At 71.1% G+C, this 23,207-nt stretch carries 19 protein-coding genes; 9 read left to right on the plus strand and 10 right to left on the minus strand.

The genetic code is table 11. The features are described from left to right. Positions 1-507: 507 nt before the first annotated feature. Positions 508-1,506 carry a helix-turn-helix transcriptional regulator gene (locus ACLVWQ_RS17930; RefSeq protein ID WP_414109820.1) on the minus strand — a complete coding sequence of 333 codons (999 nt, stop codon included), beginning with the start codon at positions 1,504-1,506 and terminating at the stop codon, positions 508-510. A gap of 102 nt (positions 1,507-1,608) precedes the next feature. Here ACLVWQ_RS17930 and ACLVWQ_RS17935 point away from each other — a divergent pair, with 102 nt between their 5' ends. The 4 genes from ACLVWQ_RS17935 (at position 1,609) to ACLVWQ_RS17950 (ending at position 7,217) form a co-directional block, all read left to right on the plus strand. Next, complete coding sequence (locus ACLVWQ_RS17935; RefSeq protein WP_414109821.1) at positions 1,609-3,186, plus strand: MFS transporter; 1,578 nt, start codon at positions 1,609-1,611, stop codon at positions 3,184-3,186. 120 nt (positions 3,187-3,306) lie between these two features. Then, entirely contained in the window at positions 3,307-4,068 is a 762-nt protein-coding gene (locus tag ACLVWQ_RS17940; RefSeq protein ID WP_414109822.1) for a DeoR/GlpR family DNA-binding transcription regulator, read from the plus strand. A gap of 13 nt (positions 4,069-4,081) precedes the next feature. Next, positions 4,082-5,029, plus strand: coding sequence for a 1-phosphofructokinase (gene pfkB, locus ACLVWQ_RS17945; protein ID WP_414110370.1), 948 nt, complete (start codon positions 4,082-4,084; stop codon positions 5,027-5,029). 127 nt (positions 5,030-5,156) lie between these two features. Continuing rightward, positions 5,157-7,217, plus strand: a complete 2,061-nt coding sequence (locus tag ACLVWQ_RS17950; RefSeq protein WP_414109823.1) for a fructose-specific PTS transporter subunit EIIC — start codon at positions 5,157-5,159, stop codon at positions 7,215-7,217. A gap of 150 nt (positions 7,218-7,367) precedes the next feature. Here the strand turns inward: ACLVWQ_RS17950 and ACLVWQ_RS17955 are convergent, their stop codons facing one another. Continuing rightward, positions 7,368-8,114, minus strand: a complete 747-nt coding sequence (locus ACLVWQ_RS17955; protein ID WP_414109825.1) for a DUF6227 family protein — start codon at positions 8,112-8,114, stop codon at positions 7,368-7,370. A gap of 158 nt (positions 8,115-8,272) precedes the next feature. Further along, the gene (locus ACLVWQ_RS17960) at positions 8,273-9,478 is read right to left on the minus strand and encodes an Ig-like domain-containing protein (RefSeq protein WP_414109827.1); all 1,206 of its coding nucleotides are present in this window, start codon (positions 9,476-9,478) and stop codon (positions 8,273-8,275) included. A 196-nt stretch (positions 9,479-9,674) separates the two neighbouring features. Between ACLVWQ_RS17960 and ACLVWQ_RS17965 the strand changes: the two genes are divergently transcribed. After that, a complete protein-coding gene (locus ACLVWQ_RS17965) occupies positions 9,675-10,703 on the plus strand; it encodes a P1 family peptidase (protein WP_414109828.1) in 1,029 nt (342 codons plus the stop codon). Positions 10,704-10,772: 69 nt separating this feature from the next. Beyond that, positions 10,773-10,961, plus strand: a complete 189-nt coding sequence (locus ACLVWQ_RS17970) for a hypothetical protein (RefSeq protein ID WP_414109830.1) — start codon at positions 10,773-10,775, stop codon at positions 10,959-10,961. 8 nt (positions 10,962-10,969) lie between these two features. Here ACLVWQ_RS17970 and mscL read toward each other — a convergent pair whose 3' ends face one another. From mscL to ACLVWQ_RS18000, 6 genes are all read right to left on the minus strand, one after another. Next, entirely contained in the window at positions 10,970-11,449 is a 480-nt protein-coding gene (gene mscL, locus ACLVWQ_RS17975) for a large conductance mechanosensitive channel protein MscL (protein WP_414109831.1), read from the minus strand. Positions 11,450-11,578: 129 nt separating this feature from the next. Then, on the minus strand, positions 11,579-12,094 hold the full coding sequence (locus ACLVWQ_RS17980) for a hypothetical protein (protein WP_414109832.1): 516 nt from the start codon (positions 12,092-12,094) through the stop codon (positions 11,579-11,581). Positions 12,095-12,496: 402 nt separating this feature from the next. Then, entirely contained in the window at positions 12,497-13,339 is an 843-nt protein-coding gene (locus ACLVWQ_RS17985; RefSeq protein WP_414109833.1) for an S-methyl-5'-thioadenosine phosphorylase, read from the minus strand. A gap of 88 nt (positions 13,340-13,427) precedes the next feature. Further along, positions 13,428-13,772 carry an FmdB family zinc ribbon protein gene (locus ACLVWQ_RS17990; RefSeq protein ID WP_414109834.1) on the minus strand — a complete coding sequence of 115 codons (345 nt, stop codon included), beginning with the start codon at positions 13,770-13,772 and terminating at the stop codon, positions 13,428-13,430. Between the two features lie 68 nt (positions 13,773-13,840). Further along, positions 13,841-15,142 carry an MFS transporter gene (locus tag ACLVWQ_RS17995; protein WP_414109835.1) on the minus strand — a complete coding sequence of 434 codons (1,302 nt, stop codon included), beginning with the start codon at positions 15,140-15,142 and terminating at the stop codon, positions 13,841-13,843. A gap of 316 nt (positions 15,143-15,458) precedes the next feature. Then, positions 15,459-16,940 (minus strand): potassium/proton antiporter, encoded by a 1,482-nt coding sequence (locus ACLVWQ_RS18000; protein WP_414110371.1) that lies wholly within the window; start codon positions 16,938-16,940, stop codon positions 15,459-15,461. Positions 16,941-17,298: 358 nt separating this feature from the next. Here ACLVWQ_RS18000 and ACLVWQ_RS18005 point away from each other — a divergent pair, with 358 nt between their 5' ends. Beyond that, positions 17,299-20,103 (plus strand): penicillin acylase family protein, encoded by a 2,805-nt coding sequence (locus ACLVWQ_RS18005; RefSeq protein ID WP_414109836.1) that lies wholly within the window; start codon positions 17,299-17,301, stop codon positions 20,101-20,103. A gap of 106 nt (positions 20,104-20,209) precedes the next feature. Here the strand turns inward: ACLVWQ_RS18005 and ACLVWQ_RS18010 are convergent, their stop codons facing one another. Further along, complete coding sequence (locus ACLVWQ_RS18010) at positions 20,210-20,824, minus strand: 5-formyltetrahydrofolate cyclo-ligase (protein WP_414109837.1); 615 nt, start codon at positions 20,822-20,824, stop codon at positions 20,210-20,212. A gap of 94 nt (positions 20,825-20,918) precedes the next feature. On the opposite strand from ACLVWQ_RS18010, the gene galU reads away from it, so the two are divergent. Both galU and glp read left to right on the plus strand, forming a co-directional pair. Further along, positions 20,919-21,821: a UTP--glucose-1-phosphate uridylyltransferase GalU gene (galU, locus tag ACLVWQ_RS18015; protein ID WP_414109838.1), complete on the plus strand. Its 903-nt coding sequence runs from the start codon at positions 20,919-20,921 to the stop codon at positions 21,819-21,821. 4 nt (positions 21,822-21,825) lie between these two features. After that, a complete protein-coding gene (glp, locus tag ACLVWQ_RS18020; RefSeq protein WP_414109839.1) occupies positions 21,826-23,154 on the plus strand; it encodes a gephyrin-like molybdotransferase Glp in 1,329 nt (442 codons plus the stop codon). Positions 23,155-23,207 lie beyond the last annotated feature (53 nt).

The following is a 23,207-nucleotide window of genomic DNA, read 5'->3' on the forward strand; positions in this document are numbered from 1 at the left end:
CGGCGCCCGTGGAAGCGAGGAAGGAAAAACTCGTTCCCACAGAGAGGATTGGGTTCCTGATCCGGGGGCACGCGAGCTTACCGCGGGCCACTCAGGTCGGGGCCGCGTCGGCCACGCCGCACGGCATGGCTGGTCAAGGCCTCCGACCGGCTCGTACAGAAGTCCGTTTACCGCCGCTTCAACACAGCGGTCCTGGGGCACAAAACTCCAGGGCCCCCAAATGCCGAGTCCCGACGCACTTCCCCCGGTGCCAGGGACTCTTCCAGAGTCGAGCTCCGGCGCCTCCCCCCCCTGGCGCCGGAGCTCGACTCCATTTCCGGGGTCGTTCGGTGGGGCCGCGCGAGCGCGCCGGGCACGATGACTGGGCCACCCCGAACCTGAACCCCGGGGTGACCCAGGGGCGACATTGTGTCACGCGAGCACATCCCGCCGAGGCACGCTCCGGCGCCCTCCCGACGGGGCCCGACCCCGCCGCCGCCCCGGCCGCAGCCCCGTCACCCGGCCCGGTCAGCCGGCCCCGTCCTTCGGCCCAGGCAGGACCTGGCTCCCGGCGGCCCGGCTCAGCCGACCGCCCAGATCCCGTACACGATCCACGAGTTCCGCCGGCTCGTGCACGGTGAACTCCACGCCCAGCATCGCGAGCCGCACCGCCAGCCACTCCACCGCGTCCCCGGCCGAGCCACGCAGCCGGCACCGCCGGTCGTCGATCGCCTCGGGTTCCCCCAGCCACGCGGGCACCAGCGCCGCGACGTGCTCCGCGGGGGCGGCGAACGTCACGTCGAACTCGTACGTCTCCTGCCGCCGGTACATCGACTGCCGCAGATACTCGGCCGCGTCCCCCGTGGGCAGCTCGCGCGGTGTGAAGCGGGCCCCGGTGGCGAAGGGGTCCGCCACCCGGTCGACCCGGAACGTACGCCAGTCCTCGCGGCCGAGGTCGTACGCGACGAGATACCAGCGACGGCCGGTCGACACGAGCCGGTACGGCTCGGTCTGCCGACGGCTCTCCGCCCCGTCCTTCGCGCGGTACGCGAACCGCAGCCGCTCCCGCCCCGCGATCGTCGAGGCCATCACGGTCAGCGTCTCGGGCGCGATACTGGCGCCGTCACCCGTCGTCAGGGCGGTGGTGGCGGCCTGCAGGGTGGCGACCCGGTGGCGCAGCCGGCTCGGCAGGACCTGTTCGAGCTTGGCCAGGGCCCGCACCGAGGCCTCGTCGACCCCCTCGACGGCGTGCCCCGCACCGGCCCGCAGCCCGACCGCGATCGCCACCGCCTCCTCGTCGTCGAGGACCAGGGGCGGCATGGCCTTGCCTGCGACCAGCCGGTAGCCGCCGTCCGCGCCCTTGCTCGCCCGCACCGGATAGCCCAGCTCCCGCAGCCGGTCGACATCCCGCCGCACGGTCCGCCGGGAGACCCCGAGCCGTTCGGAGAGCTCCCCGCCCGGCCACTCCCGCGGCGTCTGGAGCAGGGACAGCAACTGAAGGAGCCGGGCAGGGGTGTCGGTACTCATGGAGTTCTCCCTCCGGTACGCCGCAGCTTTCCGACGCGACGACCCCCAGGATGCCGCACCACTAGGACAGGACCTGGCCTATATCGTCCCTACCGTTCAGCCATGACCTCAGCAAGCAGCACCCTCACGTCACCCCGGCCGGAGGCGGACCGCCGACGCTGGTACGCCCTCGCCATCGTCATGACCGCGGCCTTCATGGACCTCGTCGACGTCACGATCGTCAACATCGCGATCCCCTCGATCCAGCGGGATGCGGGTGCGACCTTCGGCCAGATCCAGTGGATCACCGCGGGGTACGCGCTCGCCTTCGCGGCCGGTCTGATCACCGGCGGACGGCTCGGAGACATCCACGGCCGCAAGCGGCTCTTCCTCATCGGCATCGGCGGCTTCACCCTCGCGTCCGCGCTCTGCGGCTTCGCGGTGAACCCGGACATGCTCGTCGCCTCCCGGATCCTCCAGGGCGCCATGGCCGCGCTGATGGTGCCGCAGGTCCTGTCGATCGTGCACGCCACGTTCCCGGCCCACGAGCGCGGCAAGGTCTTCGGGCTGTTCGGCGCGATCGTGGGGCTCGGCGCGGTCTCGGGCCCGCTCCTCGGCGCGCTGCTCACCGAGTGGAACCTGTTCGGCCTGGAATGGCGGCCGATCTTCCTCATCAACCTGCCGGTCGGCATCGCGGGCCTGGTCCTGGGCCGGAGGTTCATCTCCGAGTCCAAGGCCCCGCACGCCCTGAAGCTCGACCTCGTCGGCGTCGCGCTGGTCACCCTCGGTCTGCTGATGCTGCTCTACCCGCTCATCCGCGGCCGCGAGCTGGGCTGGCCGACGTGGGGGTACGTCTCGATGGGCGGCGCCCTGGTCGTCTTCGGCGCGCTGGTGGCGTACGAGAAGAGGAAGGCGGCGCGGGACGGGTCTCCCCTCGTCGAGCTGTCGCTGTTCAAGGTGAAGAGCTTCGCCGCGGGCATCGCCGTACAGACCGTCTTCGGTCTCGGCCTGGGCATCTTCTTCCTGGTCTGGACGCTCTACATGCAGACCGGCCTGGGCTGGAGCCCGCTGCGGGCGGGTCTGACGGGCGTGCCGTTCTCGATCGCGGTGTCGCTGGCGGCAGGGCTGTCGGTGCAGAAGCTGGTGCCGCGGTTCGGCCGGAAGGTGCTCCAGGCGGGCGCGCTCACCATGGCCGCCGGCGTCGTGCTCTACATCTGGGAGTCCGACCGGTACGGCATGTCCGTCGCCCCCTGGCAGATGGCCCTTCCGCTGGTCGTCATGGGCGTGGGCATGGGCCTGATCGTCGCCCCGCTGACGGACGCGATCCTCTCCGGGGTCCCGCGCGAACACTCCGGTTCGGCGTCCGGCCTGATCAACACGGTCCAGCAGATGGGCAACGCGCTCGGCCTCGGGCTGGTCTCCGTGATCTTCTTCGGCGGAATGTCCGACCACCTGTCGTCGTTCGAGGTGGGCCCCGCGTTCGTGGACGCCTTCCAGCGGGCGATGGTCTGGGTCGCCGTGGTGATGGCGGCCATCTTCCTGCTGATGTTCGCCCTGCCGAAGCACCCGGCGCAGCACGTGGAGGGAGCGGAGGGAACGGGCGCCGCCGACCCGGCGGGCCCGGCGGACACCACGGACTCCGCGGACACCACGGACGCCGTCGAGGCTGGTCCCGCCAAGGCGTCGGAACTCGTCGGCTGATCGAGCGAGCGATGTCCGTTCATGCCCGCATGAATGTCCGAGCCTGTTTACTTTCCCGAAATCCGGGCGTAGCCTCCGGGGGAAACCACAGGTTCGGGTACAAGGCGGAGGCAAACGGACATGTACGCACCTGAGCGGCAGCAGGAGATCCTCCGGCTCGCGCGTGACGGTGGACGGGTGGACGTGGTGTCACTGGCGGAGGAGTTCCAGGTCACGGCCGAGACCATCCGCCGGGACCTGAAGGCCCTCGACCGGGCGGGCCTGCTGCGCCGGGTCCACGGTGGCGCCCTGCCGGCCGGGCGGCTCGACTTCGAGCCCGACCTCGCCGAGCGCGAGAGCACCGCCGCGGACGAGAAGGACCGCATCGCCAAGGCGGCCCTCACCGAACTGCCCGACGACGGCACGATGATCCTCGACGCGGGCACGACCGTCGCCCGCCTGGCGGGCATCCTCCCGCTGGAGGCGACGCTCACCGTCGTGACCCACAGCCTGCCCATCGCGGCCCGCCTCGCCGACCACCCCGGTATGCAGCTCCACCTCATCGGCGGCCGCGTCCGGCACCGTACCCGCGCGGCGGTCGACGCCTGGGCGCTGCGGGCGTACGGGGAGATCCGCGCGGACGTGGTCTTCCTCGCCGCCAACGGCTTCTCCGCCGAGCACGGCCTGACCACCCCCGACCTCGCCGAGGCCGCCGTGAAGCGCGCCGCCGTCGCCGCGGCGCGCCGCGTGGTGCTGCTCGCCGACTCGGCCAAGCACGGCCAGGAACACTTCGCGCGCTTCGGCGGCCTCGGCGAGGTCGACCTGCTGATCACCGACAGCGGGCTGAGCCCCGAGGCCGTCACCGCCATCGAGCGCGGCGGCACGGAGGTGCTCTGTGTCTAGAGACGAGTACGGCATGATCCTCACCGTCACCCCCAACCCGTCCCTGGACCGTACGTACGAGGTCCCCTCGCTCGACCGCGGCGAGGTCGTCCGGGCCACCGGCGAGCGCATGGACCCGGGCGGCAAGGGCGTCAACGTCTCGCGGGCCGTCGCCGCGGCGGGCCGGCGCACCGTCGCCGTCCTGCCCCTCGGCGGCGCCCCGGGCGCGCTCGTCGCCGCCCTGCTCGACGAGCAGGGCATCGAGGTCGCACCGGTCCCGGTCGCCGGGGCGACCCGCTCGAACATCGCGCTCGCCGAGGCGGACGGCGTCCTCACGAAGATCAACGCACCCGGGCCCGAACTCACCCCCGCCGAACAGGAAGCACTCCTGGAGGCCGTACGCGAGCAGTCCCGCGACGCCGACTGGATCGCCTGCTGCGGCAGCCTGCCCCGCGGCCTCGCCCCCTCCTGGTACGCGGAGTTGGTCGCCCGAGCCCACCGGGCGGGCGTCCGCATCGCGCTGGACACCTCGGGACCGGCCCTGCTCGCGGCCCTCCGCGAACGGCCCGACGTCGTGAAGCCGAACATCGAGGAACTCTCCGAGGCGGTCGGCCGCCCGCTCACCACCGTGGGCGACGCGGTCAAAGCGGCCGAGGAGTTGCGGCAGTCGGGCGCCCGGACGGTGCTGGCCTCGCTCGGCGCGGACGGACAACTGCTCGTCGGCGAGGAGGGGGTGTGGTTCGCGAGCGCCCGCGTCGACGCCGTACGCAGCAATGTGGGCGCGGGGGACTCCTCCCTCGCCGGATTCCTCGTCGCCGGCGGCAGCGGGCCCGACGCGCTCGCCTCCGCCGTGGCCCACGGAGCCGCGGCCGTCCAGCTGCCGGGCAGCGTGATGCCGAGCCCGGCGGACCTCGACCCGTCCGCGGTGACGGTCACGGCGGAGATCCCGCTGGACCGCGTACTGACGGAGCCCGCGTCATGACCATCACTTCAGCCACTTCAGCCACCCCCGCCCCCGATGCCGTCCCCGAAGCCACCCCCGTCCCCACCTCAGTTCCCACCCTCGCCCACACCTCTCCCCGGGCGATACGCGTGCGAAGGAGCCCGCGATGAGCGAGATGATCACCGCGGACCTGGTCGATCTCGACCTGTCCGCCGATACGAAGGAAGCGGCGGCGCGCGCCCTCGCCGAGCGCATGGTGTCTCTGGGGCGGGTGACCGACCTGGACGGCTTCCTCGCCGACGTGGCCGCCCGCGAGGCCCAGATGCCGACCGGCCTCGACGGCGGCATCGGCATCCCGCACTGCCGCAGCGCGCATGTCACCGAGCCGACCCTGGCCTTCGGGCGCAGCGCGGCCGGGATCGACTTCGGCGCGCCGGACGGCCCCGCGGACCTGGTCTTCCTGATCGCCGCCCCGGCCGGCGCGGACGACGCCCACCTCACGATCCTGTCGTCGCTGGCCCGCCAGTTGATGAACGCCGAGTTCACCGCCGCGCTGCGGTCGGTGGACGACGCGGCTGCCGCGGCGGCGCTCATCCGAGGGGACGACGCCCCTGCTCCTGCTTCCGCCCCTGCTCCTGGTGCGGGGACTTCGACGGGGACCGAGCCCACGGCGACGGCCGCAGCGACCTCGGCAGCCGTCGTCGCGGCGGACGAGGACCGGCCGTTCCGGATCGTCGCCGTCACCTCCTGCCCCACCGGCATCGCGCACACCTACATGGCGGCCGAGTCGCTGGAGCGGGCGGGCCAGGAGGCCGGTGACGTCGAGATCGCCGTCGAGCCACAGGGATCGGCCGGCTTCACCCGCCTCGACCCCGCCGTCATCGCGGCGGCGGACGGTGTGATCTTCGCGCACGACGTGCCCGTACGGGAGAAGGACCGGTTCGCCGGAAAGCCCACCGTGGACGTCGGAGTGAAGGCGGGCATCAGCAAGCCCGCCGAACTGATCGCCGAGGTACGCGGCAAGGCCCGGCGCGGCGAGGTCACCTCGGCCGCCCGGTCCGGCGGAACCCCGGTGGACCGGGCGGGCGACCCCGACGACGGCTACGGCACGAAGCTCCGCAAGTGGCTGATGACCGGCGTGAGTTACATGGTCCCCTTCGTGGCCGCGGGCGGCCTGCTGATCGCGCTGGGCTTCGCGATCGGCGGCTACAAGGTCAGCGACGCCAAGCCGGTCACCGAGGTGTTCGACTGGGGCCAGATCGACAGCTGGGGCGCGCTGCTGTTCCAGATCGGCGGCGTCGCCTTCGGCTTCCTGATCCCCGTCCTCGCCGGATACATCGCGTACGGGATGGCCGACCGGCCGGGTCTGGTGCCGGGCTTCGTCGGCGGCATGATCTCGTTCAACATCAACGCCGGTTTCCTCGGCGGTCTGGTGGCAGGTCTGCTGGCCGGCGGGGTGGTTCTCGCCATTCAGCGGGTCAGGATCCCGCCGGTGCTGCGCGGCATCATGCCGGTGGTGGTGATCCCGCTGATCTCGTCGATCGTCGTCGGCTTCCTGATGCTGATCGTGATCGGCAAGCCCATCGCCGAGGCCCAGGACGCGATGACGGACTGGCTCGGCGGCCTCTCCGGCACGAACGCGGTCCTGCTCGGCGTGCTGCTCGGCCTGATGATGTGCTTCGACCTGGGCGGTCCGGTCAACAAGGTCGCGTACGCCTTCGCCACGGCCGGTATCGCGGTGCAGGACCCGGGCGACTCCGCGATGAAGATCATGGCGACCGTGATGGCCGCGGGCATGGTCCCGCCGCTCGGCATGGCGCTGGCGACCACCCTCCGCAGGAGGCTCTTCACCCCGGCCGAGCAGGAGAACGGCAAGGCCGCCTGGGTGCTCGGCGCGTCCTTCATCTCCGAGGGAGCCATTCCGTTCGCGGCCGCCGACCCGCTGCGGGTCATCCCGGCCTCGATGGCGGGCGGCGCGGTCACCGGCGCGCTGACCATGGCCTTCGGCTCGACCCTGCGCGCCCCGCACGGCGGCGTCTGGGTCACCTTCCTGATCGGCAGGCCCTTCCTCTACCTGCTCGCCATCCTGGTCGGCACGGCGGTCACGGCCGGTCTGGTCATCGTCCTGAAGAGCATGCGCAAGCAGACTCCGGACGGCGACAGCGCGGGGAAGACCGCGGAGGCCGCGACGGGGACGCGGGCGGCGGAACAGCCGGTCGCCGTGTAGCCCCTCCGCTGAGCGAGCCGCGTCGCCGACAGGGCGGACGGACACGGCTGTGGCCCGGGACCGGATCCCGGGCCACAGCCATGTCCGCGCGGAATCTGTCTCTGTGCGCCTCTGCCTGTCCCCGCCGGCCCCTGTCCTTCTGCGCCTCTGTCAGTTCAGGTTGGCTGCCAGGCGCTCCATGGCGTCCCGGGCGTCCGTCTCCGACGGATAGACCTCGCACCTGTGCCGCCCGTCGGGTGTGGCCGTGTGCTCGACCTCCCACAGGGACAGCTCGCGGCCGTCCTGCAGCAGGAACGCGTGCTCGTACAGCGAGAAGGACACCCCCTTGCGGCCGGTCCGGCCGAGCCGCCCGAAGGCCTGGGTGATCTGGTGCGCGAACGCCATCCGTAACAACTCGGCCGTGGCCTCGCCCGGCCGGTCCGTGTTCTCGGCGCGTCGCAGCAGCCGCCGGCCGTGGTCCGCCGAGTCGTCCAGGACGTACGTGTGCAGCGGTTCGGGAACGGGGGCCAGCCGCACCAGGACGGGCAGTTCGAAGTCGAGGGTGTCCGAGGGCAGCGGCAGGCGCACGGTCGCCGTACGCACCTCTTCCTCGTCCTCGTAGACCTCGTGCTGTGTGTCGCGGCCGGGCGCGGTGTTGTGGACCAGCTCCCAGAGCGTGAGCGCGCTCCCGTCGGCGAGCAGCCAGGTGTGGCGGTAGGTCTCACGGTGCAGTCCCGCGCTGTGATGCGCGGAATGCAGTGAACTGTCGTGGGCCAGAGCCCGGTCGAGCCGCCGTATCGTGTCGTCCGTCAGCTCGAAGGAGTTCAGGGCGCGACCGAGGAGTCGCGCGAGATGCTCCTCCGGAGACTCGGGCGACTCGGGTGGCTCGTACGCTGCCGTCTCGTACGGAACGCTCAAGGCTTCTCCCGGCGTTGCTGCATGTCACCTTGTGGGTGCATACCGTAGCCCCTCGGTCGGACATCATGTCCGGGAACCGAGAAAACGTACGCAGGGAAAACGCCGGGGCCGCACGGGGAGTTCCCGCGCGACCCGGGCAAAACCTCAAAAGTCTTAGGTCAGAGGGCGCTTCCGGCGGTCCAGGCACTCCATGCCATGTTCCAGCCGTTGAGCCCGTTGTCCGGCGAGACCGTCTTGTCGGGGGAGTTCTTGACCGTCACGACGTCCCCGACGAGCGAGTTGTCGAAGAACCACTTGCCGTTCGTGTCGCTCGCGGCGCCCTGCGCGTCAGCGAGCCCGACGCAGCCGTGGCTGGTTCCCGACCTGCCGAAGGGCGGATTGCCCTTGTCGTACCAGTAGTTGCCGTGGATGAAGGTCCCCGAGGCCGTCAGCCGCATCGCGTGCGGCACGTCCGCGATGTCGTACTCGCCGCCGTAGCCGACCGTCGACCCGTCCATCCGCGTCTGCCGGAACTTCTCGGCGATCACCATCTGGCCGTTGTACGTGCTGTTGTCGGGGCTGCCCGCCGAGATCGGGACCGTCTTGAGGGTCTGCCCGTCCCGCACGACCGTCATGGTCTGCGTGGCGGCGTCGACCGTGGACACCTGGGAACGCCCGACCGTGAAGGTGACCGTCTTGTCCTGCACTCCGTAGACGCCGTTCGCGCCCTCGACCCCGTCCAGGTCGACCTTCGTCGTGACCTTGGAACCGGCCTTCCAGTACTCCTCGGGCCGGAAGTCCAGCCGCTGCGCGCCGAACCAGTGCCCGACCACCTTCTGCCCGCTGCTGGACGTGACCTCGATGTGCGACTGGACGTCCTTCTTGTTGCTGATCGCCTTGTCGAAGGTGAAGGACACGGGCATCCCGACCCCGACCTTCGCGCCGCCGTCGGGTGTGTAGGTCCCGATGAAGCTGTTGTCCGTGGACACGGTGGTGAAGGTGGAGTCGGCCGCCGCCAGCTTTCCCTCCCCGACCTGGGCGCGGGCCGATATCCGGTACTTCGTCCCCCGCTCCAGCTGCTCCTTGGGCTTCCAGCTCTTCCCGTCCGCCGCGATCGACCCCGGTACGGCCGTCCCGGTCGAGGATGCCGTCATCTTCACCTCGGTCAGCTTGCCTTCGCTGACCTTGACGCCGGTCGAGTTGATCGAGGCCCCCGCCGAACCGTCCTTCGCGGAGATCAGGATCTCGGCCCCCGAAGCCTTGGACCCGCCGGGCTTGTTGTCGGCGTTGGCGTCCCCGCCGCACGCGGTGAGGGTCAGGGCGCCGACCATCAGGGCGGCACAGGCCACCAGCGTGCGCCTCGCTGTTGCGTCGGGCGTTGTCACGGGCTGCTCCAGGTTCAGGTGGTTGGGGATGTCCGCTCCGTCGGGTGGAGGCGGAACCATGAACAAGGAGTGGCACACGGGCGGTCGGGGTTCCCCGAGCCGCCCCGGAACACCATCACGTGACAGAGTCGGGACAATCCGGAGCTCTTGGCCGGGCGTCCCGGGTCCGGGTGGGGCGGGGGCCGACACTGGACCCATGACAGCTGACGCACTGACCGATGTGACCGGACTGCGGGTGGGACACGCCACTCGGACCGGCGACGGGTGGCTCACCGGCACGACGGTCGTTCTGGCGCCGGAGGGCGGCGCCGTCGCGGCCGTGGACGTGCGCGGGGGAGGCCCCGGCACCAAGGAGACCGACGCGCTCGATCCTCGCAATGTGGTGCGGAAGGTCGAGGCGATCGTGCTGACCGGCGGCAGCGCGTACGGGCTGGACGCGGCGACCGGCGTGATGGCCTGGCTCGAGGAGCGGGGCCGTGGCGTACGGGTCGGGCCCGATCCGCGCCATGTCGTGCCGGTCGTGCCGGCGGCCTGTGTCTTCGACCTGGGCCGGGGCGGCGACTTCCGGGCCAGGCCGGACGCGGAGACGGGCCGCGAGGCGGTGGAGGCCGCCGCGGCGAGCGAGTACGGCGGGCCCGTGCCGGAGGGGTGTGTGGGCGCCGGGACCGGGGCGACCGTCGGAATGATGAAGGGCGGGATCGGGACGGCGAGTGTCGTGCTCGGGTCGGGTGTCACGGTGGCGGTGCTCGTCGTGGCCAACGCGGCGGGGTCGGTGCTGGAGCCCGAGACGGGGGCGCTGTACGGGGAGTTGGTCCAGGGGCGGACGGAGTGTCCGGCTCCGGAGGTGCACGAGGCGGCGCGGACGCGGCTGGCCGAGGCCGCGGCCAGGAACACCGTTCCACCGCTCAACACCACGCTGGCGGTCGTCGCCACCGACGCCGACCTGTCGAAGGCACAGGCCCAGAAGCTCGCCGGGACGGCTCACGACGGCATCGCGCGGGCGGTCCGGCCGGCGCATCTGCTCAACGACGGAGACACCGTGTTCGCACTCGCCACGGGCGCGCGGCCCCTCGCGGCACAGGACCCCCTCGCCCTGAACGAGATCCTCGCGGCGGGCGCGGACCTGGTGACGCGCGCGATCGTACGGGCGGTGCGGGCCGCCGAGTCGGTGGAGGGGCCGGGCGGGGTGTGGCGCGCGCACCGGGAGCTGTACGGGGAGAAGTAGCGGGCCCGCGGGCGAGGCCCTCACTCGTCGGCCCGGCGCCCCAGGTGCCCTCGCGCGTACTCTGGAGGCATGAGTGAAGCGCCCACCCCCGCACCGCGTGACCCGAAAGCGCAGGCCCAGGCCGCGCTGGTCTTCGACGATCCGCTGAGCCGGCCGTCCCAGGACGACACGGACCGTGGCTGGGGCGAGCGGCCGACCGGCGACAGCGCCGATGACCTGGCCCGCTTCCTCGACGAGAAGCCGCCCCACCACATCTGAGCCGCGCGCTATCGCTCGCTGTGCCCGGAGCCGCGCTGGGCCACGAGGGCGTCGCGGATCTCCTTCAGGACGGCCAGCTCGGTCACCTCGATCACTTCCTGCGTGTTCTCCTTCGCCTTCTGACGGGCCGCCTGCCGGGCGAGGTACTTCGACATCGGCAGCACCATCAGGAAGTAGACGACGGCCGCGGTGATCAGGAAGGTCAGCGTCGCGCTGAGGACAGTGCCCCACATGATGGGGATGCCGCTCGTCGCGGTCCCTGTCGCCTCGTCGAAGTTGCAGGGGTCCTTCAGGCACGAGCTGTACTTGTCGAGGTCCTTGGTGCCGAAGGCGCCGACCAGCGGGTTGATCACGCCCTTCACCATGGAATTGACGATGTTGGTGAAGGCGGCGCCGATGACCACCGCGACAGCCAGGTCGACGACGTTCCCGCGCATCAGGAAGGCCTTGAAGCCGTCCAGGACACTCGGGCTCTTCTTCTCGCTCACCAGGGAGCCCCTTTTCGATCGCACAGACTGTTGAATGAACAGCTACGCAACCTACGTCAGGGTGTGGCGGCCCTGTCCAATTCCCGGACTCGGACGAGCGACTTGACAGCGTCACTGTGCCCATCGCGCTCAGCACAGGGTCACCGCCAGCCGTGAGGTCACGCCCGCCCCGGCCAGCCGGGTCGCGGTCCCGCGTGGCACGGACAGGACGACCAGCGCGCCACCCTCGGCCACGCTGTCCGGGGACTCGGGGACCTTCACCACTCTCGCGCCACGCGCCACCACCCGTGCGCCGCCCGCCGCCGACTGCCCGGCCGCGACCACGTCGACCCGGTCGCCGGCCCTGAGGAGCCGCACCGTCGCGCCGTCGGCGATCCGCACCGGCGCCGTCACCATCTCGACCACCGGACGGGCCCGCGGCGGCCCCGGGTCCCGCGCCGCCGTACCCGTACCCCTGGGCCCGGCGGCGACGAGGGCGGCCGCGGTCACCGCCAGACCGGCCGCGAGGGCCCGCCGCCGGTGCCCGACCAGCCGCCGTAGCCGGCGCCTCCCGCCGCGCACCCGCACGGGAGCGAAGTGCGGCACCTCACACGTACCGGGAACGTCCGTGCCCAACGGACGGGGAAAGGAAGACAGCTGGGACATGGCCACCACCACCTGCGGTCGAAGATTCGGCTCCGAACCAGCCTGCGGCCTCCCGCCGACCCCCGCCGCCCCTCGTGGACAACCCCCCAGTTGTGGAAAACCCCACCACCCGAAGGAGTGCCGCCCCCGCACCCGGCGACGAAACGGGAGCGGGAAAGGACCCTTGAACACCCGCACCCGGCGACGAAACGGGAGCGGGCCGTGCCGGTACGTCGAAGCCCGCCGCGTAGGGCTCCTCCAGGAGAGAGCACCGTGGAGACGTACAGCGGTACACCCGGGGGCGGCGGGCAAGACGTACCGGCACGGCCCCGACCCCAGACCCACGCCACCCCGCACCCGGCCTCAGACCCGCACCCGGGCCCGCACCCGGCCCCAGACCCGCACCCCCACCCGGCCCCACGCCTAAGGCAGCGAGACCCCCGGATCCATCCCACCCAGCGCCGAAGCGCAAAGACAGTCCCGCGCCCCACCCGCCGGCAGCCCGGCCACCGCGTCGAACAGCACGCCCCGCAACCGCTCCACGTTCGCCGCGAACACCTTCAGCACCTCGTCGTGCGAGACCCCTTCACCGGCCGCGGCCCCCGCGTCGAGGTCGGTGACCAACGTCATCGACGTGTAGCAGAGCTCCAGTTCACGAGCGAGCGCCGCCTCGGGATGCCCGGTCATGCCCACCACGGACCACCCCTGCGCCCGGTACCAGAGCGACTCCGCACGGGTCGAGAACCGCGGCCCCTCGATCACGACCAGCGTCCCGCCGTCCACCGCCTCCCACTCCCGCCCACGCGCCGCGGCGAGTGCGACCTCGCGCCCCACGGGACAGTACGGATCGGCCAACGACACGTGCACCACGTTCGGTGTGCTGCCGTCCCGCAGCGGCACCCCGTCGAAGTACGACTGCGCCCTGGACTGCGTACGGTCCACGAACTGGTCCGGTACGAGCAGCGTCCCGGGCCCGTACTCGGGACGGAGCCCGCCCACCGCGCACGGCCCGAGCACCTGGCGCGCGCCGACGGAGCGCAGCGCCCACAGGTTGGCCCGGTAGTTGATGCGGTGCGGCGGCAGATGGTGGCCGCGGCCGTGGCGGGGCAGGAACGCCACCCGCCGCCCGGCGATCTCGCCGAGGAAGAGGGAGTCACTGGGCGGCCCGTAAGGGGTGTCCACCTGTATCTCGGTCACGTCGTCGAGGAACGAGTAGAAACCTGATCCGCCGATGACGCCGATCTCGACGTTCTCCGTGTTCGCCATGAACGGCACCCTAACCGGGCCGGGAAACGCCGAAGACCCTGCCGTTCACGACGACAGGGTCCGGTAAGAAATGAGGCGCGAGGAGGTCTCAGGCAGCGTTGCTGCCGGAGGACGAACTCGTGGACGACGACTTGGCGTCCGAGGACTTCGAAGCCGAGGACGGCTTGGAGTCCGACGACGACTTCGACTCGGACTTGGAGTCCTTCGAAGCCGAGGACGAGGCCGAAGCCGAGGCGGGGCTGCTGCTGGACGACGAGCCGCGGCTGTCGTTGCGGTAGAAGCCCGAGCCCTTGAAGACGATGCCCACGGCGGAGTACACCTTCTTGAGGCGGCCACTGCACTCGGGGCACTCGGTCAGGGCGTCGTCCGTGAACTTCTGTACCGCCTCGAGGCCCTCGCCGCACGCGGTGCACTGGTACTGGTAGGTCGGCACGTGTCTTCCTCCTGGCACTCTCAGTCTGTGAGTGCTAACGACGGTCCATACTGACGTATTCCTCGGGATCAGTCCACTGCCACCGGCACGCGGTGACCCACGCCACGTGCGACGGTACGGCTCGCGGCGGGTGCGGCGAGCCGCGAGCGCAGGGCCACGAGGGTCGCCAGGGCGAGCAGGGTGCCGCCCATCGGGACGAGGAAACCGGCCCCGTCCCAGAGGCGGTCCTCCAGCTGTCCCGCCGCCAGGACGGCCGCGGCCTGGCCGAGCGCGACCGCGCCGGTCAGCCAGGTGAAGGCCTCCGTGCGGGCGCCCGCCGGCACCAGACCCTCGACGAGCGTGTAGCCGGTGATGAGGGCGGGCGCGACGCACACGCCGACCAGCAGGCCGAGCCCGGCGAGGACGACGACCGACTGCGCCGCCCACAGCCCGGAGGCGGTCAGGGCCAGGGCCGCGTACCCGATGACCAGGCGGCGGCGCGGGGCCACCTTCCAGGCGATCGCGCCGCAGACGAGGCCGGAGAGCATGTTGCCGGCGGCGAACGTCCCGTACAGGACGCCGTTCAGGCCGGGTTCGCCGATCGACGCGCTGAACGCGGCGAGCGAGACCTGCATGCCGCCGAAGACGGCGCCGACGCCCAGGAAGGCCACGATCAGGACGCGTACTCCGGGTACCGACAGCGCGGAGGCGTGCTTCACGCGCGCGTGCCCGTCGCCGCCGGCCCCGCTCGCACCACCCACGGACGGCCCGAGACCGCTCACCGAGGGCTGGGTACGGCGCTGGGAGGCGAACAGCAGCCCCCCGGCCAGGGTCAGCGCCGCCTCGGTGAGCAGACCCGCGGCCGGGTCCACGGCGCTGCACAGGGCGGTCGCCAGGAGCGGCCCGAACACGAAGGTCAGCTCGTCCGTGACGGACTCGAAGGCCGCCGCGGTCGTCATGAGGGGCGAGCCCTGGAGCTTGACGCCCCAGCGGGCCCGCACCATGGGCCCGATCTGCGGTACCGACGCGCCGGTCGGCACGGCGGCCACGAAGAGCGCCCACAGGGGAGCGTCCGAGAGGGCCAGCGCGGTCAGCGAGAGGCCCGCCAGCGAGTGGACGACGACCCCGGGGAGCAGCACGGCCCGCTGGCCGTGCCGGTCGGCGAGGCGGCCGGTGTACGGCGCGAACAGCGCCATGGCGACACCGGTCACGGCGGCGACGGCGCCGGCGGTCCCGTACGAGCCGGTGGTGTGCTGCACGAGCAGCACGATGGAGATGGTCAGCATCGCGAACGGCTGGCGTGCGGCGAAGCCGGGGAGCAGGAAGGTCCAGGCGCCGCGCGTGCGCAGCAGCTGTCCGTATCCAGGACGGGAGGTGACCGTGGATGCCACGGCCGTGCCTTTCTGCCGCCTGGTAGCGCGACCCCGTGGACCGGGGCGTGGGGCGCCGAGAGCTGTCCTCTTGCGCGGAACTGCGGTAGATACCGGGCCGCCCGCTGAGAGGGGCACCGCGGCCGCCGTACGACTCGCGCCAGCACTGCTTCAGGCAGAGTTGGTTCGATCAGGTGTGCCTCGATCGTACAGGCAGGAACGAGCCGCCTCGCCGCCCGAACCCGCCGCCTCCCGAGCCCCCACCGGCCCTTCGCCGCCCGCCCCACCTGGGCCCGCGGGCCCGTCTCGGTCTTCAGCCGCGTCCCGGAGGGCGGTCTCAGCCCTCCTTGCCGTCCCCGCCCGTGCCCAGCCACCCCGCCAGCTTGCCGCCCTGTCCGACCGCGCGCAGTCGTCGCTCGGCGGCGTCCCGGACCGGGTCCGTGGCCACGACGAGCAGCTCGTCGCCGCGTCGCAGCACGGTCGCCGGAAGCGGAACGAACGATTCTCCACCGCGTACGACCAGCGTGACGGCCGCACCCGCGGGCAGCCGCAGCTCGTTGATCTCGACGCCGTGCATCTTCGACCCGTCCGGGATCGCGACGGACAGCAGATGTCCGCGCAGCCGCTCCAGCGGCGCGGACTCGATGCCCAGGTCGGCGGTCTCCGAGGAGGCCTTCGACAGCCCCAGTTTCCGGGCCAGCCAGGGCAGCGTCGGCCCCTGCACGAGGGTGTAGACGACGACCAGGACGAACACGATGTTGAAGATTCGGCGGCTGCCCTCGACGCCGCTCACCATCGGGATGGTGGCCAGGATGATGGGCACGGCGCCGCGCAGCCCGGCCCAGGACATCAGGGCCTGTTCCTGCCAGCGCATGCGGAACGGCAGCAGCGCCGCCATGACGCTCAGCGGTCGCGCCACCATGGTCAGCACCAGGCCGATGACGAGCGCCGGCCAGATGTCGTCGCCCATCTCGTGCGGGCTGACCAGCAGGCCGAGCAGCACGAACATGCCGATCTGGGCGAGCCAGCCGAGCCCGTCGGCGAAGCCGCGGGTGGCGGGCCAGTGCGGCAGCTTGGCGTTGCCGAGGACCATCGCCGCCAGGTACACGGCGAGGAAGCCGCTGCCGTGGGCCAGCGCGCCGGCCGCGTACGCGGTGACGGCGATCGCCATCACGGCGATCGGGTAGAGACCGGAGGCGGGAAGCGCCACGTGCCGCAGCCCGTACGCCCCCAGGAAGCCCACCGCGAGCCCGATGGCCGCGCCGATGGCCAGCTCCAGCGCGATCTCACCGATCAGGTGGTACCAGTGGTCCACCGGTCCGGCCGTGGAGAACGCGACGACGAGGATGACGACCGGGGCGTCGTTGAAGCCGGACTCGGCCTCCAGGATGCCCGTCACCCGTGAGGGCAGGGGCACCTTGCGGAGCACCGAGAAGACGGCGGCCGCGTCCGTCGAGGACACCACGGCGCCGATGATCAGTGCCTGTCGCCATTCGAGGCCGACCAGGTAGTGGGCCGCGGTCGCCGTGACGCCGACGCTCACCGAGACGCCGACGATCGCCAGTGAGGAGGCGGCCGGGAGCCCCGGTCTGACTTCCTTCCACTTCGTGCCGAGGCCGCCCTCGGTGAGGATCACGACCAGGGCCGCGTAGCCGATGACCTGGGTCAGTTCGGCGTTGTCGAAGTGGACGTCGCCGATGCCGTCCTGGCCCATGGCGACGCCGATGCCCAGGTAGACGAGCAGGCTGGGGAGCCCGCTGCGCGAGGAGATCCGAACCGCTGCCACCGCGACGAGCAGAACGAGCGAGCAGACGAGCATGAGCTGGTTGAGGTGGTGGACAGTCAGCGGCTGTTCCCTTCTCGCTGGTCCGGTCGGACTGGTCCGGGGGACCGGTCCGACCAGTTGGATCGCCCCGGCCGGTCGGCCGTGAGCCGGTCCGGTCGTCACGAAAGTTCAACCGTGACCGTTTTCGGCTGCTTCGATGGTTCAACTACTTCGTTACCTTACCTAAGTCTTGACGCTTTCTTGACGCCTATCAAGGCAAGATCGAACTTCCGTCCGACCGCGTTCCCGACTCCGCGTCAAGTCCGGGTGGGCCCTGCGCCTATGGTTGCTCCAGCGCTCAGTCACATGGACAAGCCCGTCTGCCGCTCGCGTGAGGACAGCAAGGACAGCGATGCCCCCGAACACCACCGCATCTTCCGGACAGAAGCCCGGCAAGTCCGGCAGGAAGAAGGGGCGCAGAGCCCGTCTGATCCTGATCATCCTGGTTCTGGCCATCATCGGTGGCGTCGCCTACGGGGCGTTCTGGAGCGTCAGCACCGTGCGCGCCTCCTTCCCGCAGACCAAGGGTTCCGTCACCCTCGACGGCCTCTCGGGCCCGGTGGACGTCAAACGGGACGGCTACGGGATCCCGCAGGTCTACGCCTCGACCGACGAGGACCTGTTCATGGCGCAGGGCTACGTCCAGGCGCAGGACCGGTTCTACGAGATGGACGTCCGCCGCCACATGACGGCGGGCCGGCTCTCGGAGATGTTCGGCAAGGGCCAGGTCGACAACGACGAGTTCCTGCGCACACTCGGCTGGCAGCGGGTGGCGCAGAAGGAGTACGAGACCACGCTGTCCGCCGCGACGAAGAAGTACCTCCAGGCGTACGCCAAGGGGGTCAACACCTACCTGGCGGGCAAGGGCGGCGCGGACATCTCCCTGGAGTACGCGGCCCTGGGCTTCTCCAACGACTACAAGCCCCAGGAGTGGACCCCGGTCGACTCCGTGGCCTGGCTCAAGGCGATGGCCTGGGACCTGCGCGGCAACATGCAGGACGAGATCGACCGCTCCCTGATGACCAGCCGGCTCGGCCCGAAGCAGATCGCCGACCTGTACCCGCAGTACCCGTACGACCGGAACAAGCCGATCGTGCGGGAGGGCCAGTACGACAGCCTCACGGGGGAGTACTCCCAGAGCGCGGGGACCGGCACCGGTAGCGGCACCGGCACTGGCATCGGTGGCGGTACCGGCACCGGCGGTACGCAGGCCTCGGCGGGCACCGGGCTCACGGGCGGCACCGAGGCCCCCGCGGGGCTGGAGAGCCAGCTGGCGGGCCTCTACGAGGTGCTGGACGACGTCCCCGAGTCCGTCGGCGTGAACGGCAACGGCATCGGCTCCAACTCCTGGGTCGTCGGCGGCGACCACACCATCAGCGGCAAGCCGCTGCTGGCCAACGACCCGCACCTGTCGCCCTCGCTGCCGTCCGTCTGGTACCAGATGGGCCTGCACTGCAAGAGCGTCTCCGCGAAGTGCCAGTACGACGTCTCCGGGTACACCTTCGCGGGCATGCCGGGCGTGATAATCGGCCACAACAACAAGATCGCCTGGGGCATGACGAACTCCGGCGCCGACGTGACCGACCTGTACCTGGAGAAGCTCACCGGGGAGGGCTACGAGTACGACGACAAGGTGCTGCCCTTCACCACCCGCAAGGAGAAGATCAAGGTCGCGGGCGGCAAGAGCAAGACCATCGTCGTCCGGGAGACCAACAACGGACCGCTGCTGTCCGACCGCGACGACGAACTCGTGAAGGTCGGCAAGAAGGCGGGCGTCGACAGCGCGGCCCCCGACCGCGGCGACGGCTACGGCATCGCCCTGCGCTGGACCGCGCTGGATCCGGGCACCTCGATGGACGCCGTCTTCGCGCTGAACAAGGCCGCCGACTGGACGGACTTCCGCAAGGCGGCCACCCTCTTCGACGTCCCCTCGCAGAACCTGACCTACGCGGACGAAGAGAACAACATCGGCTACCAGCTGCCGGGCAGGATCCCGACCCGCGGCGAGGGCGACGGCTCGCTCCCCTCGCCCGGCTGGGACTCCAAGTACCGCTGGACCGGCTACATCAAGCAGGCCGCGCTGCCGTACGAGTACAACCCGAAGCGCGGCTACATCGTGACCGCCAACCAGGCCGTGGTCGACAAGGACAGCTACCCGTACACACTCACCACCGACTGGGGCTACGGCACGCGCAGCCAGCGGATCGCCGACCTCATCGCGTCGAAGACGAAGAACGGCGGCAAGATCTCGACGGACGACATGCGGCAGATGCAGCTCGACAACAGCAGTGAGATCGCCAAGCTGCTGGTGCCCAAGCTGCTCAAGATCGATGTCGTCGACAAGGACGTCCGCGAGGCGCAGAAGCTCCTGGAGGGCTGGAACTACACCCAGGACGCCGACTCGGCGGCGGCCGCGTACTTCAACGCGACCTGGCGCAACATCCTCAAGCTCGCCTTCGGCAACAAGCTGCCCAAGGAGCTGCGGGTCAAGAGCCAGTGCCTGTACGTCGAACCGGCCGACTCCACGGGACCGGTCGACGGGGACGACGACAAGGTGCGCGAGTGCGGCCAGCGCGACGCGGACAGCGCGCAGCCGGACGGCGGCGACCGCTGGTTCGAGGTGGTCCGCAAGATCCTCGACGACGAGGACAACGACTGGTGGTCGACGCCCAAGACGCGCACCGACTCCACCGTCGTCGACACCCGTGACGAGCTGTTCGAGCGGGCCCTCAAGGACGCCCGCTGGGAGCTGACCGCCAAGCTCGGCAAGGACATCGACACCTGGAACTGGGGCCGGCTGCACCGCCTGTACCTGAAGAACCAGACCCTGGGCACCGACGGCCCCGGCTTCCTGCAGTACATGCTCAACCGCGGCCCGTACAACCTGGGCGGCGGCGAGGCGGCGGTGAACGCCACCGGCTGGAACGCGGCGGGCGGTTACTCGGTCGTCTGGGTGCCGTCGATGCGCATGGTGGTGAACCTCGACGACTTCGACAAGTCCAAGTGGATCAATCTCACCGGGGCCTCCGGACACGCCTACAGCGCCCACTACATCGACCAGACGAACAAGTGGGTCAAGGGCGAGCTGCTGCCGTGGGTCTCCACGGACCGGGCGGTCGAGAAGGCCACGTCGGACACGCTGGTACTGCAACCCTGACGAGACCGGGGTCCAGGACCCCGAGGCCCTGAGAAGGCCCTTCCGGGATTTTGGGAAGCACTCGGTGAAATGGCCCTCCACGCACGCGTGGAGGGCCATTTGTGCGTCAGACGAACCGACGCACTCCCGAAGGGGTCACCGCCGCGTGCACCGGCCGGTCGTGCGCCTCCCCGGGGACCAGGCCGACCACTTCGGAGTCGTACAGCAGCACCACCAGGGCCGGATCCGCGGCCGCCCGCTCCAGACGGGCGAGGACCCGGTCGTACGATCCGCCGCCGCGGCCCAGCCGCATCCCGCGCCCGTCCACGGCCAGGCCGGGCAGCAGGACGGTGTCGGCCGTGAGCACGGCGTCCGGGCCCAGACGGTCGCCCGCGGGCTCCAGGAGGGCCATCCTGCCCCCGTGCCGGACGCGTACGAGAGCGGCGGCGCCGTCGTAGGTGCCCCAGTCGAGGTCGTTGTCCGGGAGGAGCACCGGGAGCAGGACGCGCACGCCCCGCGCGTGGAGTGCGTCGAGGAGTGCGCGGGTGCCCGGCTCGCTCCCCACGGAGACGTACGCCGCGACCGTGCGCGCGTGCGCCAGTTCGGGCAGTTCCAGGGCGCGCGTGGCGAGAACCGATCCGGTCTCGCGCACGTCATCGGCCGTCAACCCGCTCCTCACCGTGAGGATGCCTCGCCGCAACAATGGCTTGCCAGAGTCCTCTTCGGATCCAAGGCGACTCATAGACTTGTTCCGCACCCTTCGCATTGCGCTCATATGAGAGCAAATTAACCGGAGCCACAGATTCCCTACAAAGACACCGGATATGGTGTCGGGCATGACTCAGTCGCACCCAAGGATCAGCAAGGCTGTCATCCCGGCAGCGGGTCTCGGCACCCGGTTCCTGCCGGCAACCAAGGCGACTCCCAAAGAGATGCTGCCTGTCGTGGACAAGCCGGCGATCCAGTACGTGGTCGAGGAGGCCGCGTCCGCGGGGCTCGATGACGTCCTCATGATCACGGGCCGCAACAAGCGGCCCCTGGAGGACCACTTCGACCGCAACTACGAGCTGGAGTCGGCCCTTCAGAAGAAGGGCGACGCCAAGCGGCTCGCCAAGGTGCAGGAGTCGAGCGACCTCGCCACCATGCACTACGTCCGCCAGGGCGACCCCAAGGGCCTGGGCCACGCCGTCCTGTGCGCCGCCCCGCACGTCGGCCACGAGCCCTTCGCCGTGCTCCTCGGCGACGACCTCATCGACCCGCGCGACCCGCTGCTCAAGCGCATGGTCGACGTCCAGGAGGAGCGCGGCGGCAGCGTCATCGCGCTCATGGAGGTCGAGCCCGAGCAGATCCACCTCTACGGATGCGCGGCCGTCGAGGCCACCGAGGAGGGCGACGTCGTCAAGGTGACGGGACTCGTCGAGAAGCCCGACGCGGCGGACGCCCCCAGCAACTACGCGATCATCGGCCGTTACGTCCTGGACCCCCACGTCTTCGACATACTCCGCACGACCGAGCCCGGCCGCGGCGGCGAGATCCAGCTCACCGACGCCCTCCAGCAACTCGCGGACGACGAGAAGGTCGGCGGCCCCGTGCACGGCGTCGTCTTCAAGGGCCGCCGCTATGACACCGGTGACCGCGGCGACTACCTGCGTGCCATTGTCCGACTCGCGTGCGAACGTGAAGACCTGGGCCCGGACTTCCGGACCTGGCTTCGAAGTTACGTCACCGAGGAGATGTAGGAACTTGAGCAGCGTCGCGACGACCCGTGCCACCGGCCAGGACCATTTCTGGTCGGTGTCCGAGCACCTAGAGGACATCCTCGCGACCGTACGGCCCCTCGACCCCATCGACCTGCAGATCCTCGACGCCCAGGGCTGCGTCCTCGTCGAGGACGTCATCGTGCCGGTCTCCCTGCCGCCGTTCGACAACAGCTCGATGGACGGGTACGCGGTCCGGGTCGCGGACGTCGCGGGCGCCAGCGAGGAGTACCCGGCGGTCCTCACCGTCGTCGGCGACGTGGCCGCGGGCCAGTCCGAACTGCTCCATGTGGGCCCCGGCCAGACCGCCCGCATCATGACGGGCGCCCCGCTGCCGCCCGGCGCCGAGGCGGTCGTCCCCGTGGAGTGGACCGACGGAGGCCTCGGCCAGGGCCCCGCCGCCGGGATGCGCGCCCGCAGCACGTCCCCCGAGGGCGCCTCGGGACAGGTGCACGTGCACCGCCCGGCGCAGGCACGCGCGCACGTGCGCGCCAAGGGCAGCGACGTGAAGGCCGGCGACCTGGCACTGGCCGCGGGCACCGTCCTCGGCCCCCCGCAGATCGGCCTGCTCGCCGCGATCGGCCGCGGGACCGTCCGGGTCCGGCCGCGCCCGCGCGTGGTGGTCATGTCCACCGGCAGCGAGCTCGTCCAGCCAGGCGGCGGCGAGCTGGAATCCGGCCAGATCTACGACTCCAACAGCTTCGCGCTGTGCGCCGCGGCCCGGGACGCCGGAGCCCTCGCCTACCGCGTGGGCGCGATCGCCGACGACGCCGAGACACTCCGCGCCACCATCGAGGACCAGCTCATCCGCTCCGACATGGTGGTCACCACGGGCGGCGTCAGCGTCGGCGCGTACGACGTCGTCAAGGAGGCGCTCTCCTCGGTCGGCGACGAGGACGAGGCGGGCGGCGGCATCGACTTCCGCAAGCTCGCCATGCAGCCCGGCAAGCCCCAGGGCTTCGGCACCATCGGCCCCGACCACACCCCGCTGCTCGCCCTCCCCGGCAACCCCGTCTCCTCGTACGTGTCCTTCGAGCTGTTCGTGCGCCCGGCGATCCGCACCCTGATGGGCGTCGAGGACGTCCACCGGCCCACCACCACGGCGACACTCCGTACGGACAAGGCGCTCACCTCGCCCGCCGGACGCCGCCAGTTCCTGCGCGGCCGGTACGCGGACGGGGAGGTGACACCCGTCGGCGGTGCCGGATCCCATCTGATCGCGGCCCTCGCGCACGCCGACGCGCTGATCGTGGTCCCGGAGTCCGTCGAGTCCGTGGCGTCCGGCACCGAGGTCGACGTGGTCCTCCTCGGCTGAGCGCTCCGGGTTGGGGGTACCGTGTCGCGCACGACAGGCACGACCGGGAGCGC

The sequence above is a fragment of the Streptomyces sp. CWNU-52B genome (genome assembly GCF_047444975.1).
Classification (GTDB): domain Bacteria; phylum Actinomycetota; class Actinomycetes; order Streptomycetales; family Streptomycetaceae; genus Streptomyces.

What these genes read in the sequence shown, in the direction of transcription:
- ACLVWQ_RS17930 (WP_414109820.1), bottom strand. Translation starts at nt 1,506, where the DNA reads ATGAGTACCGACACCCCTGCCCGGCTCCTTCAGTTGCTGTCCCTGCTC.
- ACLVWQ_RS17935 (WP_414109821.1), top strand. Translation starts at nt 1,609, where the DNA reads ATGACCTCAGCAAGCAGCACCCTCACGTCACCCCGGCCGGAGGCGGAC.
- ACLVWQ_RS17940 (WP_414109822.1), top strand. Translation starts at nt 3,307, where the DNA reads ATGTACGCACCTGAGCGGCAGCAGGAGATCCTCCGGCTCGCGCGTGAC.
- pfkB (WP_414110370.1), top strand. Translation starts at nt 4,082, where the DNA reads ATGATCCTCACCGTCACCCCCAACCCGTCCCTGGACCGTACGTACGAG.
- ACLVWQ_RS17950 (WP_414109823.1), top strand. Translation starts at nt 5,157, where the DNA reads ATGAGCGAGATGATCACCGCGGACCTGGTCGATCTCGACCTGTCCGCC.
- ACLVWQ_RS17965 (WP_414109828.1), top strand. Translation starts at nt 9,675, where the DNA reads ATGACAGCTGACGCACTGACCGATGTGACCGGACTGCGGGTGGGACAC.
- ACLVWQ_RS17970 (WP_414109830.1), top strand. Translation starts at nt 10,773, where the DNA reads ATGAGTGAAGCGCCCACCCCCGCACCGCGTGACCCGAAAGCGCAGGCC.
- ACLVWQ_RS17980 (WP_414109832.1), bottom strand. Translation starts at nt 12,094, where the DNA reads ATGTCCCAGCTGTCTTCCTTTCCCCGTCCGTTGGGCACGGACGTTCCC.
- ACLVWQ_RS17985 (WP_414109833.1), bottom strand. Translation starts at nt 13,339, where the DNA reads ATGGCGAACACGGAGAACGTCGAGATCGGCGTCATCGGCGGATCAGGT.
- ACLVWQ_RS18000 (WP_414110371.1), bottom strand. Translation starts at nt 16,940, where the DNA reads ATGCTCGTCTGCTCGCTCGTTCTGCTCGTCGCGGTGGCAGCGGTTCGG.
- ACLVWQ_RS18005 (WP_414109836.1), top strand. Translation starts at nt 17,299, where the DNA reads ATGCCCCCGAACACCACCGCATCTTCCGGACAGAAGCCCGGCAAGTCC.
- ACLVWQ_RS18010 (WP_414109837.1), bottom strand. Translation starts at nt 20,824, where the DNA reads ATGAGTCGCCTTGGATCCGAAGAGGACTCTGGCAAGCCATTGTTGCGG.
- galU (WP_414109838.1), top strand. Translation starts at nt 20,919, where the DNA reads ATGACTCAGTCGCACCCAAGGATCAGCAAGGCTGTCATCCCGGCAGCG.